We start from the raw sequence: 16618 nt of genomic DNA, 5'->3' as shown, positions 1-16618 counted from the left end.
AAGTATGTATTGGTGTATGGTATGTGTACAGTACTATAAATAAGATATAAGAGGTTAATACATAATGAATTATGAAAATAATCCAAATTGGGAAAAATTAACTGAATTAATGAAGAAGAGAATAGATTTAAGAGAAAAGGGATATAGTTACCAAGAAATAGCTGACTTAGAGCAGAAAAGTCGTTCAAGTATACAACAAAGTATCAAGCGCTCATATTATCTTTTAGGAATAAAGGAACCAGATATTAAAGGGATCCTCAAAAAAGAAATTGATAAGTCCGTTAGTATTGAAGGAATTAGAAATGAAATGCTCGAAGAAATGAGAAAACAAGGAATTAGAGAATTTGTAAAAGAGTTTATTAAAAGAGATGATGTAAAAGAAATTCTTAAAGAAGAATATAGAAAAGAATTTGAAGGTGAAAAAGGATGATCATTAGTATAATCTTCCTTTTTTTATTTTTGAATTGTATGTATGTATGTGTTGATGTATGATAATTCATGTAAGCGATAACAACTTACAAAAAACGACTGGGGGAAAACAAATTGAAAAAAACATTCAAAAAAGTAACTCAAACAGTTTTAGGGGTTGCAATCGCAATGCCAATGTTTATAGGATTAGGCGCAACATATGCTGGAGCGACTTCAGGTGCAATAACTGCTACTAAATTGTCAGTTAAAGAAAAGCCGTGGAGTAGTTCTAAAACAGTTGGATACCTTGCTAAAAACCAAAAAATTAACTACTCAGGTTACAATAGTACATTTGTTAAGATCAGCTATAAAGGTAAGACAAGATATATTTTGAAAAAATACGTAAAATATGTTCCGCCAACAAAAACAACAAATCTAGCAACACCATCTAATCCAACAACAACACCATCAAATCCGACTACACCAGCTAGTTCTAATTCCTCGACTCAACAACAAATTTTAGACTTAGTAAATATCAGCGTGGGAAAGGCGGATTAAAGCCATTAACACTATCTAGCTATTTAAACGGAACGGCTCAAACGTGGTCACAAACAATGAGTAATGCGAACAATATGTATCATTCAACATTAAGCTTTAATGGTGGATATAAAGGTGAAAACATTGCACATGGTCAAACAAACGCAAAAGAAGTAATGACTGATTGGATGAATTCAACAGGTCATAGAGCGAACATCATGAGCCCTAATTTTAAACAACTTGGCGTAGGTAAAGTAGGAACTTACTGGACGCAACAATTTACAGACTAATCATGCTACTTAATGTTTAAATTGAATTTTTGCAATACAGAAGGAAAACCCGCAACAGGTAAATGAACCTATGCGGGTTTTCTTTTTTTATTGAGATCAAACAATTTTAAGAAACATTCCTTTAGAGCAATAATTACTTTACATCACAATTATGAATGGAAAAATCTTTTGCCATTTCCTTAAAAGGAAAAAGTTTCACCTATTATCGACTTGATATTGAGGGAAAAGTATTTTTACATAAATAAATTGGGAGTGAAGAAGATGAGGAGCAATGAAATTTTCTTTATTAAACAAGAGCTCGAACTAATTAAAAATGAATTGCTACATCGTTTATTTTCTGAACCAATAAGTTCTTCTGATATTGAGCAGCATCAATCAATTTTCGAGGAGATAAATAAACATCAAATTCTAGTTGAAGACATGCAAAATGATTTATATGATATTGAGATTGCCCTGCAAAAAATTGATCATGGATTATTTGGTTATTGTGAAGTAACCGGGCAAGCTATTCCAATTGAAAAATTAAAAGTGCTTCCAACAGGTCGAACATTAGAGGATTTTAGTTTTGTAAGAAATCATTACTAATACTATTCATTGTATAAACGTTTCCCCTATGCTAAAATTTGATGAGATATCTAATAAGGTAGGGGATAAATATGGCATATATTATTGCGGTAATTGTCATTTTAATTGATCAACTGACAAAACTTGCAGTATTAAAGAAGATGTATTTAGGAGAAAATATTGAAATTATTAAAAATATTTTTTACATAACATCACATCGCAATCAAGGAGCGGCTTGGGGAATGCTCCAAGGGAAAATGGGCTTCTTTTATTTAATTACTTTAGTCTTTGTGATAGCAGTGATTTACTTTATCCAAAAGCACGCTAAAGGAGATCGATTCCTTGGTCTATCTTTAGGATTAGTTTTAGGTGGTGCAATAGGTAATTTTATTGATCGATTCTTCCGTAAAGAAGTAGTTGATTTTATTCATGTTTATATTTTTAATTATGATTTCCCTGTGTTTAATATCGCGGATTCAGCGCTTTGTGTAGGCGTTATTTTATTATTTATTATTACTTTATTGGAAGATAAAAGAGGAGTTAAGAAATGACAGTATTTGCTTTTACAGTTCAAGAGGATCAACATTTAGAAAGAATCGATACGTTTATTGCAACTCAAAACGATGAGTGGTCAAGGTCACAAGTACAAGCATGGTTAAAAGAAGATTTTGTATTAGTGAACGGTGAAAAAATTAAACGTAATTATAAAGTGAAACAGGGCGATGAAATATCAGTTTCAGTACCTGATCCAAAGCCATTAGAAGTTAAGCTTGAGAATATTCCACTAGAGGTTTACTATGAGGATGCGGATGTTATTGTAGTAAATAAACCACGTGGTATGGTAGTTCATCCTGCATTAGGTCATGAAACGGGTACTTTAGTGAACGCTTTAATGTATCATTGTAAAGATTTATCTGGCATTAATGGTGTATTAAGACCTGGTATCGTACATCGAATCGATAAGGATACTTCAGGTTTATTAATGGTTGCAAAAAACGATGTAGCTCATGAGAAGCTTGCAGAGCAATTACGTCAAAAAACTTCTGTACGTAAGTATATTGCGATTGTACATGGGGTAATTCCGCATGAAGAAGGCACAATTGATGCGCCAATCGGACGAGATAAAAATGATCGTCAAAGTATGACGGTTACTGAAGATAATAGTAAAGAGGCAGTGACTCATTTTAGAGTATTAGATCGATTTGATGAGTTTACTTTAGTTGAATGTCAGCTTGAAACAGGCCGTACACACCAAATTCGTGTTCATATGAAATATATAGGTTACCCGTTAGCTGGTGATCCTAAGTATGGACCTCGTAAAACATTAGATATAGATGGTCAAGCACTACATGCAGCTGTTTTAGGATTTAAACATCCAAGAACAAATGAGTATTTAGAGTTTTCATCACCTATTCCAAAAGTACTAGAAAATATTATTGAACAATTACGCAGATAACTGTTGACAATGATTGAAACATAGGTCATAATGAGGACAGTTGAATGAACCTTTAACACAACCCCGTGAGGTTGAGAAGGAAGCGGAAAAATGAAAAGGGATAATTGTATCCTTTTGCGCTACCCTCTTGTCCATCGGGCAAGAGGGTTTTTTGCTTCTACACTATAAAAGTAGGAGGTAAGGTAAAATGACTGAAAAAGCAATCATCTTAGACGAACTTGCGATCAGACGTGGGTTAACAAGAATTGCACATGAAATGCTAGAAAATAACAAAGGCATTGAAAATGTTGTTTTAGTTGGTATTAAAACAAGAGGTGTTTATCTAGCAAAACGAATTGCAGAAAGAATTAAACAGATTGAAGGTAAAGATGTAATCATGGGCGATTTAGATATTACTCTTTATCGAGATGATTTATCGACAAAGACAGAAAACAAAGAACCACTAGTAAAGGGTTCAAATGTTCCTGTTGACTTAACAAACAAAAAAGTAATTTTAGTTGATGATGTGCTTTACACAGGTAGAACAGTTCGTGCCGCAATGGACGCTGTTATGGACCTAGGTAGACCGGCACAAATACAATTAGCAGTTTTAGTAGATCGAGGACATCGTGAGCTTCCAGTAAGAGCAGACTATGTTGGTAAAAATATTCCAACTTCGAGTAATGAAAAAGTAGTCGTAGCCTTAAAGGAAACAGATGACCACGATAAAGTAAGTATATTTGAAAAATAGAAGTCCCTTTTAAATTTGGTCCAGAGAGGCTAACAAAGGGTCTAGTTAGTTGCTGCCTTCTTAAGCAACGCACTCGGACTCTTTGTGTAAAATCACAAAGAGTTTTTTTATTGGGAAAATTGGAGGAAACAACATGATAAAACAAAAACCTGTCCTAGAGATAAATGAAAAACCGAATTTAGGTCAATGGATTTTCCTAAGTTTACAGCATTTATTCGCAATGTTTGGATCTACAGTGCTAGCTCCAATTTTAATCGGCATAAATCCTTCAATCGCACTAATATCAAGTGGGATTGGAACAATCGTGTTCATACTAATTACAAGAGGTAAAGTACCATCTTACCTTGGATCATCATTCGCCTTTATCGCTCCGATGATTTACGCGAAAACAAATTTAGAACCTGGTGCAGCGTTCGTAGGAGTTTTCATCACAGGTATTATTTATGCAGTAATCGCACTAATCATTAACAAAGTAGGCGTCAAATGGTTATTCAGAGTATTACCACCAATCGTTGTTGGCCCGGTAATCATCGTTATCGGATTAAGTTTATCATCAGTAGCAGTAGGAATGGCAATGAATGGAGCAGATGGAAAATACAGTTCAACATCAATCACTATCGCATTAATTACACTAGCAATCACAATCATAACAGCATTATTTACAAGAGGTTTTTTATCAGTCATACCAATCTTAGTAGGAATTATCGGTGGATATATCACATCAATCTTCTTTGGAGTAGTAGATTTTTCAGGAATAAAAATCGCACATATAATAGAAGTACCTGATTTTTCATTACCATTTGTTCACTACACACCACATGTCACTTTCCAGCTACTGATCATCTTTGTACCTGTAGCAATCGTGACAATCTCAGAACATATTGGACACCAAGTCGTTCTAGGAAGTGTCGTAGAGAAAGATTTAATTAAAGATCCTGGATTAGATAAGTCATTATTCGGAGATGCAGTTTCAACCATGATCGCAGGCTTAATTGGTGGACCTACAACAACAACATACGGTGAAAATATCGGTGTTCTAGCAATCACAAGAGCTTACAGCGTATACGTATTCATAGGTGCAGCAATCTTGGCCACGATATTCGGATTCAGCGGATTAATCTCAGCGGTCATTAGCTCAATCCCCACACCTGTAATGGGTGGGATCTCAATCCTACTATTCGGAATCATCGCCTCAAGCGGATTACGAGTACTAGTAGAAAACAAAATCGATTTCGCTAAACAACGTAACTTAGTTATCGCTTCAGTCATTCTAGTACTAGGAATTGGTGGAGCTGCAATACACATTGGTAAACAATTCGCATTAGAAGGAATGGCTTTATCAGCTTTAATCGGAGTTGTACTAAATTTAGTCCTACCAGAAAACATTGGTGGCGATCGTACAATAGAAAATAAGGATGAGAGCTTAACTTCATAATCGACATTTAAATGGGGCATTCTTACAGTGATAAGACTCCAAAAATAAAACAGATGAAATTCATTTAGGGGGATGACGGATGAATCATTTATTAACCATGTCTGATTTAACAATCGAAGAAATTCAAGATTTGCTAGAACAAGCACAAAGCTTTGCAAATGGAGAAACAAGCAGCCTGAAACGTCAGACATTTGTTGCAAATTTGTTTTTTGAGAATAGTACGAGAACTCGCTTCAGCTTTGAAGTAGCCCAAAAGAAACTTGGACTTGAAGTCATTAACTTAGCTGTTGAAAGCTCAAGTATTCAAAAAGGTGAAACTTTGTATGATACGGTTAAAACACTTCAGGCAATTGGTGTTGAAGCAGTTGTAATCCGTCATACACAAGACGAGTATTTTCAAGAAATAAAGGATGCAGGAATGCCAATCCTGAATGCCGGCGATGGATGTGGAAATCACCCAACACAATGCCTACTTGACTTACTAACGATCAAACAAGAATTTGGAAGCTTTGAAGGATTAAAAGTAGCAATCGTTGGAGATTTAAGACACTCAAGAGTTGCACGCTCTAATGCTGAAGCACTAACTAGATTAGGTGCAAAAGTATACTTCGCAAGTCCTGATGAATGGAAAGATGATAAAAATACTTATGGAACATATAAAAATTTAGATGAATTAGTCGAAGAAGTTGATGTCATGATGCTATTAAGAGTTCAGCATGAGAGACATGACGAAGAGACAAATCACATAATGGAAAATTACTTACAAAAGCATGGCCTAACGGTTGAAAGAGCAGCAAAAATGAAACCTACAAGCATTATCATGCATCCAGCACCATTTAATCGAGATGTTGAAATTGCAAGTGAACTAGTTGAATGCGAGCGATCAAGAATCTTTAAGCAAATGGAAAACGGAGTATATGTACGAATGGCTGTGTTAAAAAGAGCCTTACCAACAGTATGGGGAGAGATGAAAAATGAAGTACTTGTTTAAAAACGGTGTCATCTTACAAGAAAATGGTGAACTTCTAAATCGAGACGTATTAGTAGTTAATGGAAAAATTTCAGTCATCGCTGCAACAATCGTTGATGAAGATGCGATTCAAATTGAATTAGATGGCAAATTGCTTTCACCAGGTTTAATCGATGTTCATGTGCATCTTCGTGAGCCAGGCGGTGAACATAAAGAGACAATCGAAACAGGTACGAAGGCAGCGGCAAGAGGAGGATTTACTACAATTGCTGCAATGCCAAATACTCGACCAGTACCAGATACACTCGAGCACCTAAGCGCATTAAATAAAAAAATAGAAGAAACAGCAGTCGTAAACGTATTACCATATGCATCAATTACAATCCGACAAGCTGGTGAAGAGCAAACAGACTTTGAAGTCTTAAAAGAAAATGGAGCTTTTGCATTCACAGATGATGGTGTAGGCATTCAATCTGCTGAAATGATGTACAAAGCAATGCAAAAAGCAGCTGAACTAAATGTCTCAATCGTTGCACACTGTGAAGAAAACACACTGATTCAAAAAGGTTGTGTCCACGAAGGCAAGTTTTCAAAAGAAAATGGTTTAAATGGAATTCCTTCAATTTGTGAAAGTGTTCAAATTGCTCGAGATGTTCTATTAGCTGAAGCTACAGGGTGTCACTATCATGTTTGCCATATCAGTACAAAAGAATCAGTAAGAGTAGTACGCGATGCAAAACGTGCTGGAATTAAAGTAACGGCTGAGGTTTCACCACACCATTTAATTCTTTGTGAAGATGACATCCCAGGCTTGGACACAAATTTCAAAATGAATCCTCCATTAAGAAGTGCAGTCGATCGAGAAGCATTAATCGAAGGATTACTTGATGGAACAATCGACATGATCGCAACAGATCATGCACCTCATACTGAAGAGGAAAAAGCTCAGGGGATGCAATTAGCACCGTTTGGAATTGTAGGGCTAGAAACTGCTTTTCCATTATTAAACACTCATTTTGTCGAAACGGGTAAAATGACTTTACAACAAGTAATAGACTTTTTAACAACTAAACCTGCTGAAGTTTTTAACTTAAACAGAGGGAAAATTGAAGTTGGAGCGGTAGCAGACCTAACTGTAATCGACTTAGATTTAGAAGAGGAAATCGATTCAACAACATTCCTTTCAAAAGGTAAAAACACACCATTTAATGGTTGGAACTGTAAAGGTTGGCCAGTAATGACAATGGTAAATGGCAAATTAGTATATGAAAGAGAGGAACTAACAGTATGATGCGTCAATTAATATTAGAAGACGGTACAGTTTTTGTAGGAGAAGGATTTGGTAGCGAAGTTGAAACAACAGGAGAAATCGTATTTACAACAGGTATGACAGGATATCAAGAGGTATTAACTGACCCATCTTACTGTGGACAAATCGTAACATTCACTTTCCCTTTAGTAGGGAACTATGGTATTAACTTAGAGGATTTTGAAAGCATCGTACCAGCAGTACATGGCTTAATTGTAAAAGAATATGCTGAGCATCCATCAAATTTCCGAAACAAAATGAGCTTGGATCAATATTGCAAAGATAAAGGAATTCCAGGTTTAGCAGGAATTGATACACGTATGTTAACGAAAAAACTTCGTGAAGTTGGAACGATGAAAGGTAAATTCTGCAGCATGGAAGCAAATGTTGATGAAGTAGTTGCAGAATTAACAAATACACCACTATTCACAAACCATGTTGAACGAGTTTCAACACAAAAACCTTATAGAAGTCCAGGTAGAGGACACCGAGTAGTATTAGTAGATTTCGGTATGAAACATGGTATTTTAAGAGAATTAACAAACCGTAAATGTGACGTTACAGTTGTGCCTTATAACGTTTCAGCAAAAGAAATATTCTTACTAGCTCCAGATGGAATTATGTTAAGTAATGGACCTGGAGATCCAAAGGATGTTCAAGTAGCAATCGAAATGATTAAAGAAGTAGTAGGTAAAGTACCATTATTCGGAATTTGCTTAGGTCACCAATTATTTGCTCTAGCAAATGGAGGAAATACTTCAAAGCTTAAATTCGGTCACCGTGGTGCGAACCATCCGGTTAAGCATTTAGAAACAGGAAAAGTAGCAATCACTTCACAAAACCATGGTTATGCTGTAGAAACAGAATCAATTGAAGGAACTGACTTAGAAGTAACACATGTTGCACTAAATGATGGAACTGTTGAAGGACTTAAACACAAGACATACCCAGCATTCACAGTACAATATCACCCAGAGGCTTCACCTGGACCAGAAGATGCAAACTACTTATTTGACGAATTTATTAGCATGATGGAAGCACAGAAACGAGAGGGGAACTTACAATGCCAAAACGCGTAGACATAAAAACAATCTTAGTAATCGGATCAGGACCAATCGTAATCGGTCAAGCAGCAGAATTTGACTATGCTGGAACACAGGCTTGTCAGGCATTGAAAGAAGAAGGATACAAAGTAATTCTTGTAAACTCAAACCCTGCAACAATTATGACAGATGTACAAACAGCAGATAAAGTATACATCGAACCACTAACAGTAGATTTCGTTAGTCGAATCATTCGTAAAGAACGACCAGATGCTCTTTTACCAACATTAGGAGGTCAAACAGGACTTAACTTAGCGGTAGAATTAGATAAATCTGGCGTATTAAAAGAGTGTGGAGTAAAAATTTTAGGAACAACTTTAGAAGCGATTAACCGCGCAGAAGATCGCGACCTATTCAGAACATTAATGAACGACTTAAGCGAGCCAGTACCAGAAAGTGAAATCATTCATACTTTAGAAGAAGCATATGACTTCGTAGAAGAAATTGGCTACCCAGTTATCGTAAGGCCTGCCTTTACTCTTGGAGGAACAGGCGGAGGAATTTGTAATGATGAAGAAGATTTAAAAGAAATCGTAGCAAGCGGATTAAAAAATAGCCCAGTAACACAATGTTTATTAGAAAAAAGTATCGCTGGTTTTAAAGAAATCGAATATGAAGTAATGCGTGATGCAAATGACCATGCGATTGTTGTATGTAACATGGAAAACATCGACCCAGTTGGTGTTCACACAGGAGATTCAATCGTAATCGCTCCTTCTCAAACGTTAAGTGATCGTGAATATCAAATGTTACGAAATGTATCATTAAAAATCATCCGTGCTTTAGGAATTGAAGGTGGATGTAACGTACAGCTTGCACTAGATCCAGATAGCTTCCAATACTATGTAATCGAAGTAAATCCACGTGTATCACGTTCAAGTGCGTTAGCTTCAAAAGCAACAGGCTACCCGATTGCAAAATTAGCAGCGAAAATCGCAGTAGGCTTAACACTAGATGAAATGATTAACCCAGTTACTAAGAAAACTTATGCTTGCTTCGAGCCAGCATTAGACTATATCGTATCAAAAATTCCACGTTGGCCATTTGATAAGTTTGAAACTGCAAACCGTCAGTTAGGAACTCAAATGAAAGCAACTGGAGAAGTAATGGCAATCGGTAGAACACTTGAAGAGTCATTATTAAAAGCGGTTCGCTCACTAGAATTAGGAGTAAATCACATCGAACTTAACGCAGTAAAAGAACTGTCTAAAGAAGAAATGATTGCTCGCATGGCAAAAGCTGACGATGAAAGACTATACATTGTTGCTGAAGCAATGAGAACAGGTATGACGATAGAAGAAATACACGATATTACAAAAATTGATTTCTTCTTCCTACACAAAATTGAAAACATCATTAAAATGGAAAAACAAATTAAAGAAAACCATTTTGAACTAGATGTACTGTTAAAAGCTAAGAAAATGGGCTTTAGTGATGATTACATCGCATTAGAATGGAATGCAACAAATAAAGAAATATACGAATTTAGAAAACAAAATCAAATCATACCAGTATATAAAATGGTTGATACATGTTCGGCAGAGTTTGAATCTACAACACCATACTTCTACGGAACATACGAAATCGAAAATGAATCAATTGTAACAGATAAGAAGAGCGTAGTAGTTCTTGGATCTGGTCCAATTCGAATCGGTCAAGGGATCGAGTTTGACTATGCAACAGTACATTGTGTAAGAGCAATTAAAGAAGCTGGATACGAAGCAATCATTATAAACAACAACCCAGAAACAGTTTCAACTGACTTCAGTATCTCAGACAAACTATATTTCGAGCCATTAACAATTGAAGACGTAATGCACATTATCGATTTAGAAAAACCGATGGGAGTAGTTGTTCAATTCGGTGGTCAAACAGCAATCAACCTTGCAGGTAAATTAGTAGAACGTGGTGTAAAAATTCTTGGAACTTCACTTGAGGATTTAGATCGTGCTGAAGACAGAGACAAGTTTGAAGAAGCACTTCAAAAATTAGGTGTACCACAACCTCTTGGTAAAACAGCAATGACACCTGAAGAAGCAGCTGCAATCGCTGATGAAATTGGTTACCCAGTATTAGTAAGACCATCTTATGTACTAGGTGGACGTGCAATGGAGATTGTATACCACCGTGAAGAAATTCTTCACTACATGCAAAATGCAGTTAAAATCAATCCAGAACATCCAGTATTAGTCGACCGTTACTTAACTGGTAAAGAAATTGAAGTAGATGCAATCTCTGACGGAATCGATGTATATATCCCAGGTATTATGGAGCATATCGAACGAGCTGGAGTTCACTCAGGAGATTCAATCGCAGTATATCCTACACAAAATGTATCAGAAGCTGCGAAACAAAAATTAATCGATTATACAATCAAACTAGCTAAAGGTTTAAATATTAAAGGATTACTTAACATCCAGTTTGTTGTTACAGATAAAGATGAAGTATTCGTACTAGAAGTAAACCCAAGATCAAGCCGTACAGTACCATTCTTAAGTAAAATTACAAACGTACCAATGGCGAATATCGCAACAAAAGTTATCTTAGGTCAAACATTAGCTTCATTCGGATATGCTACAGGCTACCATCCAGAAGGAAATGAAGTATATGTAAAAGCACCAGTGTTCTCATTCGCTAAACTACGCTCAGTAGATATAACATTAGGCCCTGAAATGAAATCAACTGGAGAAGTAATGGGGAAAGATGTAAGTCTTCAAAAAGCATTATACAAAGCTTTAGTAGCTGCTGGAATGCAAATCCCAACTCACGGATCAGTGATCATTACAGTAGCTGATAAAGATAAAGAAGAAGTAGTTAATATCGCAAAACGCTTCCATGAAATTGGATTTACAGTATTCGGTACGGAAGGAACTAAAAATCACTTAGAAAACCACGGTGTACCAGTAAAAGCGGTAAACAAAATTAACGAGCATGAAGACAATATGCTAGATATGATCAAGCGTGGAGATGCACAGTTTGTTATCAATACGTTAACAAAAGGTAAAAAACCAGCTCGTGATGGATTCAGAATTCGTCGTGAATCAGTTGAAAACGGAGTAGTTTGCTTAACTTCACTAGATACAGCAAATGCAATATTATCAGTAATTGAAAGCTTAACATTCTCAACTTCTGCACTACCAAACAAAGAAATGAAGGCTGGCGTATTAGTATGATAAAAAAAGAACTCATGACAATTGTCTCAAACAGAGAAATTGCCCATCAAATTGTCGAAATGACATTAAAAGGTGAACTAGTTCAGGAGATGCACTCTCCTGGGCAGTTTGTCCATATAAAAGTGACTGGTGGACTAACGCCACTATTAAGAAGACCAATCAGTATATGTTCGATCGACAAAGAGAAAAGTGAGTTCACGATGATATTCCGCGCAGAAGGTGAAGGAACTAAGCTTTTAAAAGAAGCAAGCGTTGGACAACAAGTTGATGTATTAGGTCCTCTTGGTCAAGGTTATGATGTTGAAACTCTTTCAGAAGGAGATACAGCACTACTAGTTGGTGGTGGAATTGGTGTACCTCCGATGTATGAACTTTCAAAGCAATTTAAAGCTCGTGGTGTAAATGTAATTCATGTATTAGGATTTGCTTCAAGCAATGTAGCTTTTTATGAAAAAGAATTTTCAGAATTAGGACCAACCTTTATGGCAACAGTTGATGGAACTCTAGGTACAAAAGGTTTTGTAACTGATGTAATTCGTGAAAAAGAACTTCAATTTGATCAATACTTTGCATGTGGTCCAACTGTGATGTTAAAGGCTTTACAACAGCAATATAAAGGTATGAAGGATGGCTATATATCACTTGAAGAACGAATGGGCTGTGGAATCGGAGCTTGTTTCGCATGTGTATGCCATACTGAAGACGGGTCATATCGTAAAATTTGTAGCGATGGACCAGTATTCCAAGCTGAGGAGGTAGTACTATGATTTCATTACAAACAAAACTTCCTGGCTTAGATTTAAAAAATCCTATTATGCCAGCTTCTGGTTGCTTCGGTTTTGGTAGAGAGTTCGCAAATCTTTACGATCTAAGTATTCTTGGAGCTATTATGATAAAAGCAACAACAGTTGAAGCCAGGTACGGAAATGAAACACCTCGTGTAGCAGAAACTCAGGCGGGGATGTTAAATGCGATTGGACTTCAAAATCCTGGTTTAGAAAAAGTAATAAACGGTGAATTAAAATGGTTATCAAATTATGATGTACCAATCGTTGCAAACATTGCTGGATCAACTATTGATGACTATGTAACAGTCGCAAAAGAGATTTCCAAAGTAAGTAATGTAAAAGCACTAGAATTAAACATTTCTTGTCCAAACGTAAAATGCGGTGGGATTGCATTTGGAACGGATGCTGCAACAGCGGCTGAAGTAACAAAAAAAGTAAAAGAAGTAAGCGAAGTTCCACTTTACGTAAAATTATCTCCAAATGTAACGAATATTGTTGAAATCGCAAAAGCAATTGAAAATGCAGGAGCAGATGGATTAACAATGATTAATACATTACTTGGGATGAGACTTGATTTAAGAACTGGTAAACCAATACTAGCTAATAAAACTGGTGGATTATCAGGTCCTGCAATAAAACCTGTAGCGATTCGTATGATTCATGATGTGAGTCAAGTAGTAAACATCCCAATCATCGGAATGGGTGGGGTTATGAATGCAGAAGATGCACTAGAGTTCTTCCTAGCAGGAGCAAGTGCAATCGGTGTAGGTACGGCAAACTTCGTTGATCCATTTGTTTGTCCAACAATTATAGATGAACTACCTGAAGTACTACACAAATACGGATATCAATCAATTGAAGAATGTATTGGAAGGAGCTGGAAACAACATGTCATCACAAGTGGTCATCGCGCTTGATTTTTCATCAAAAGATGAAGTAATGAATTTTGTAAAAAAATTTCAAAAGTCTCTATATGTAAAGGTAGGGATGGAGCTATTTTACAAAGAGGGTCCAGCGATCATAAAGGAATTAAAAGAATTAGGACATCAAATCTTCCTAGATTTGAAACTTCATGATATTCCAAATACAGTAAAACACGCAATGAAAAATATCGCCTCTCTAGAAGTAGACATGGTTAATGTTCATGCAGCTGGTGGAACGAAAATGATGAAGGCAGCATTAGAAGGTCTAGAAGAAGGCACTCCAGCTGGTAAAAAAAGACCATTACTAATAGCTGTGACACAACTGACAAGTACCTCAGAAGAACAAGTAATCCATGAACAAGGAATATCTTCTTTACAAGATTCGATTAAACTATATGCTGCGATAACAGAAGAAAGCGGTCTTGACGGTGTAGTTTGCTCTCCACTTGATGTAGAGTTAGTGCAAGCAGCAGTTGAAGGTGAGAACTTCCTTACTGTAACACCTGGTATTCGACTAGCAGATAATAGTGTAGATGATCAAGTACGTGTAACAACACCAGCGAAAGCTAGACAATTTGGAAGTAGCTATATTGTAGTAGGACGCAGTATTACAAAAAGCGAAAATCCAGTAGAAGCATATGAAGAAGTAATTGCACAATGGGAGGGCGTAACAATATGAAAAAGAATATCGCAGCAAACTTATTAAGCATTGGGGCAGTAAGCCTACAACCTGAAACTCCATTTACTTGGGCATCAGGAATCAAATCTCCAATCTATTGTGATAATCGCCTAACTCTTGGCTATCCAGAAATTCGTAAAAACATTGCAAAAGGCTTAGTTGAACTAATCCAAACTAAATTTGGTAACGTAGATGTAATCGCTGGAACTGCAACTGCTGGAATTCCACACGCAGCATGGACAAGTGATTTAATGGAATTACCAATGGTTTATGTACGTAGCTCTGCAAAAGGCCACGGCAAAGGAAACCAAATCGAAGGCCCAATCACAGCCGGACAAAAAGTAGTAGTTGTAGAAGACCTAATCTCAACTGGCGGCAGCGTAATCACATGCGTTGAAGCTCTACGCGAAGCGGGTTGCGAAGTACTAGGAGTAGTCTCAATCTTCACATACAATCTTCCAGCAGCGGTAGAGAAGTTCGATGCAAACGATGTAACATACTATTCTTTAACTGACTACGACACACTAGTTGAAGTAGCAAAAGAACAAGGTTCAATCCAAGCAGAACATGTAGCTAAACTAACTGCATGGAGAAAAAATCCACAAGACGCTAGTTGGATGACTGTTGAAGTTTAATACTTAGAGTAGGAAAGATGACTTTTTTGGAGTCATCTTTTTTTTGTGGAGTGACGATAAACAGATTAGGACTGCAAATAAAAATTGGACCTGCAAATAAATCGACCTAAAGTGCAAATAAAAAAGTCGAAACTACAATTAAAAAAGCCAAAAGTGCAATTAAAAAAAGTGAACTGCAAATAAAAAAGCCAAAAGTGCAATTAAAAAGATCAATTCTGCAAATAAAAAAATCAAAACTGCAATTAAAAAATTCAAAAGTGCAAATAAGTCTTTGAATAGCTTTGATTTAAAAGAAAATGAGGGGTGAAAATAGTAAATCCTAATAAATTAATTAGAACTCAAATGAAAAAAGAGGATCATGGCAAATAGCAATGAGCCAACGTAAATTAACGAGGCATCGCAATTAAAAATTGATAATCGCAAATTAAATGAGCCATCGCAATTAACAATTGGTAATGGCAAATAAAATCGGGCTATCGCAAATAAAAACTGGAAATGGCAAATAAAAATGAGCCATCGCAATTAAATATAGAGAATAGCAATTAAAAAACTAAAATGGCAATTAAAATTAAGTAATCACAATTAAAAATAGTAAAATCGCAAATAAACTATAATAGATCACATCAACATGACTGCTTCACAATAGAAAATTCATGCAAACTAAGCTTCCTAACTTAAAATCACTTAAAATGATTGGTAACCACATGGAAAATCATACAAAATGATAAACTTTCACCTGAAAATCTACTAAATTACAGTTCTTTTACACATTAGTCACAAACAAATTATTTGATAAATAATTAATAAGTTTTTAAACTATTCATACAATTGATTGAAAGTAACTTTAAAATTGGAGGTTCAAATATGTCAATCGCAAAACAATTTCTTACGAATAGTTTAATGGAATTCAAAGGGATAAAAAAGCTTGGTGACCGTTCGATGGATCAGCTAAATAATGAGGAGTTACACTTGCACCCATCTAGTGAATCGAATAGTATTTCCATAATTGTAAGGCATTTAAGTGGTAATATGATTTCTAGATGGACGGATTTTCTCACGACGGATGGTGAAAAATCATGGAGAAATCGTGACGTTGAATTTGAGGGTATATACCAAACAAAGGATGAGTTGTTAGCAGATTGGAATAAAGGATGGAATGTTGTTTTTCACACATTAGAGAGTCTACAAGAAGATGACGTATTAAAAACGATTAAAATTCGTGGAGAAGATCATACTGTTTTACAAGCAATACATAGACAAATTAGTCATTACGGAAATCATATTGGTCAAATCGTTTATATTGCTAAGTTAATAAAAAATGACGAATTTAAGAGTTTGAGTATTCCAAAAGGAAAATCTCAAGAATTCTTAGAGTTCAAACTGAATGAATCAAAAAAATCTACGACTTAGGTTGTAGATTTTTTTACGCATTAAGAAAGTATAAATTGGCAGCTGTGAAGTAAGCTCGTCGTTGTAGCCAATTTTAGTAAAAATATAATTGCAACTACTCCTCTATCTTAGCTTAAAGGCTCGCTATTCGGCGAGTTTTCTTTCTGTTTATTAAGCCCTTTGTTAAAGGTGAGAAGTAAGCTAGGAAGTTTTTTACTTTAAAGATTAC

General features: G+C 35.8%; 16 protein-coding genes and 1 pseudogene. All 17 read left to right on the top strand.

The window, feature by feature from the left end:
- The first annotated feature begins 64 nt into the window (after nt 1–64).
- The 17 genes and pseudogenes from ACFWM3_RS05495 to ACFWM3_RS05415 all read left to right on the top strand — a co-directional run bounded on the left by ACFWM3_RS05495 (nt 65) and on the right by ACFWM3_RS05415 (nt 16410).
- Complete coding sequence (locus tag ACFWM3_RS05495; RefSeq protein ID WP_056471044.1) at nt 65–430, top strand: hypothetical protein; 366 nt, start codon at nt 65–67, stop codon at nt 428–430.
- Between the two features lie 113 nt (nt 431–543).
- Nucleotides 544–966, top strand: coding sequence for an SH3 domain-containing protein (locus ACFWM3_RS05490; RefSeq protein ID WP_390310615.1), 423 nt, complete (start codon nt 544–546; stop codon nt 964–966).
- Between the two features lie 41 nt (nt 967–1007).
- A pseudogene (locus ACFWM3_RS05485) lies at nt 1008–1235 on the top strand (CAP domain-containing protein); the annotation flags it as partial.
- 261 nt (nt 1236–1496) lie between these two features.
- Nucleotides 1497–1820, top strand: a complete 324-nt coding sequence (locus ACFWM3_RS05480) for a TraR/DksA family transcriptional regulator (RefSeq protein WP_056471037.1) — start codon at nt 1497–1499, stop codon at nt 1818–1820.
- 71 nt (nt 1821–1891) lie between these two features.
- Nucleotides 1892–2350, top strand: a complete 459-nt coding sequence (gene lspA, locus ACFWM3_RS05475; protein WP_056471034.1) for a signal peptidase II — start codon at nt 1892–1894, stop codon at nt 2348–2350.
- A complete protein-coding gene (locus ACFWM3_RS05470) occupies nt 2347–3255 on the top strand; it encodes an RluA family pseudouridine synthase (RefSeq protein WP_056471031.1) in 909 nt (302 codons plus the stop codon). Before lspA ends, ACFWM3_RS05470 begins: the two co-directional genes overlap by 4 nt.
- A 187-nt stretch (nt 3256–3442) precedes the next feature.
- Nucleotides 3443–3985 carry a bifunctional pyr operon transcriptional regulator/uracil phosphoribosyltransferase PyrR gene (gene pyrR / locus ACFWM3_RS05465; protein WP_056471028.1) on the top strand — a complete coding sequence of 181 codons (543 nt, stop codon included), beginning with the start codon at nt 3443–3445 and terminating at the stop codon, nt 3983–3985.
- Nucleotides 3986–4121: 136 nt separating this feature from the next.
- A complete protein-coding gene (locus tag ACFWM3_RS05460; RefSeq protein WP_172795409.1) occupies nt 4122–5420 on the top strand; it encodes a solute carrier family 23 protein in 1299 nt (432 codons plus the stop codon).
- A gap of 79 nt (nt 5421–5499) precedes the next feature.
- On the top strand, nt 5500–6411 hold the full coding sequence (locus ACFWM3_RS05455) for an aspartate carbamoyltransferase catalytic subunit (protein WP_390310612.1): 912 nt from the start codon (nt 5500–5502) through the stop codon (nt 6409–6411).
- Nucleotides 6395–7681: a dihydroorotase gene (locus tag ACFWM3_RS05450; RefSeq protein WP_390310610.1), complete on the top strand. Its 1287-nt coding sequence runs from the start codon at nt 6395–6397 to the stop codon at nt 7679–7681. The genes ACFWM3_RS05455 and ACFWM3_RS05450 overlap by 17 nt, the downstream gene beginning before the upstream one ends.
- Nucleotides 7678–8778 (top strand): carbamoyl phosphate synthase small subunit, encoded by a 1101-nt coding sequence (locus ACFWM3_RS05445; RefSeq protein ID WP_056471016.1) that lies wholly within the window; start codon nt 7678–7680, stop codon nt 8776–8778. Before ACFWM3_RS05450 ends, ACFWM3_RS05445 begins: the two co-directional genes overlap by 4 nt.
- Nucleotides 8763–11975 (top strand): carbamoyl-phosphate synthase large subunit, encoded by a 3213-nt coding sequence (gene carB / locus ACFWM3_RS05440; protein ID WP_056471015.1) that lies wholly within the window; start codon nt 8763–8765, stop codon nt 11973–11975. The genes ACFWM3_RS05445 and carB overlap by 16 nt, the downstream gene beginning before the upstream one ends.
- A complete protein-coding gene (locus ACFWM3_RS05435) occupies nt 11972–12742 on the top strand; it encodes a dihydroorotate dehydrogenase electron transfer subunit (protein ID WP_056471012.1) in 771 nt (256 codons plus the stop codon). The genes carB and ACFWM3_RS05435 overlap by 4 nt, the downstream gene beginning before the upstream one ends.
- Nucleotides 12739–13680 carry a dihydroorotate dehydrogenase gene (locus ACFWM3_RS05430; RefSeq protein ID WP_390310608.1) on the top strand — a complete coding sequence of 314 codons (942 nt, stop codon included), beginning with the start codon at nt 12739–12741 and terminating at the stop codon, nt 13678–13680. Before ACFWM3_RS05435 ends, ACFWM3_RS05430 begins: the two co-directional genes overlap by 4 nt.
- On the top strand, nt 13652–14365 hold the full coding sequence (gene pyrF / locus ACFWM3_RS05425) for an orotidine-5'-phosphate decarboxylase (protein ID WP_056471007.1): 714 nt from the start codon (nt 13652–13654) through the stop codon (nt 14363–14365). Before ACFWM3_RS05430 ends, pyrF begins: the two co-directional genes overlap by 29 nt.
- On the top strand, nt 14362–15000 hold the full coding sequence (gene pyrE / locus ACFWM3_RS05420; RefSeq protein WP_390310607.1) for an orotate phosphoribosyltransferase: 639 nt from the start codon (nt 14362–14364) through the stop codon (nt 14998–15000). Before pyrF ends, pyrE begins: the two co-directional genes overlap by 4 nt.
- A gap of 864 nt (nt 15001–15864) precedes the next feature.
- Nucleotides 15865–16410, top strand: a complete 546-nt coding sequence (locus ACFWM3_RS05415) for a DUF1572 family protein (RefSeq protein ID WP_390310606.1) — start codon at nt 15865–15867, stop codon at nt 16408–16410.
- Nucleotides 16411–16618 lie beyond the last annotated feature (208 nt).

The sequence above is a fragment of the Gottfriedia sp. NPDC058432 genome, from assembly GCF_042721555.1.
GTDB lineage: Bacteria > Bacillota > Bacilli > Bacillales > Bacillaceae_G > Gottfriedia.
The sequence above is the reverse complement of the archived record's forward strand: the minus strand, read 5'-3'. Positions and strand labels throughout refer to the sequence as shown.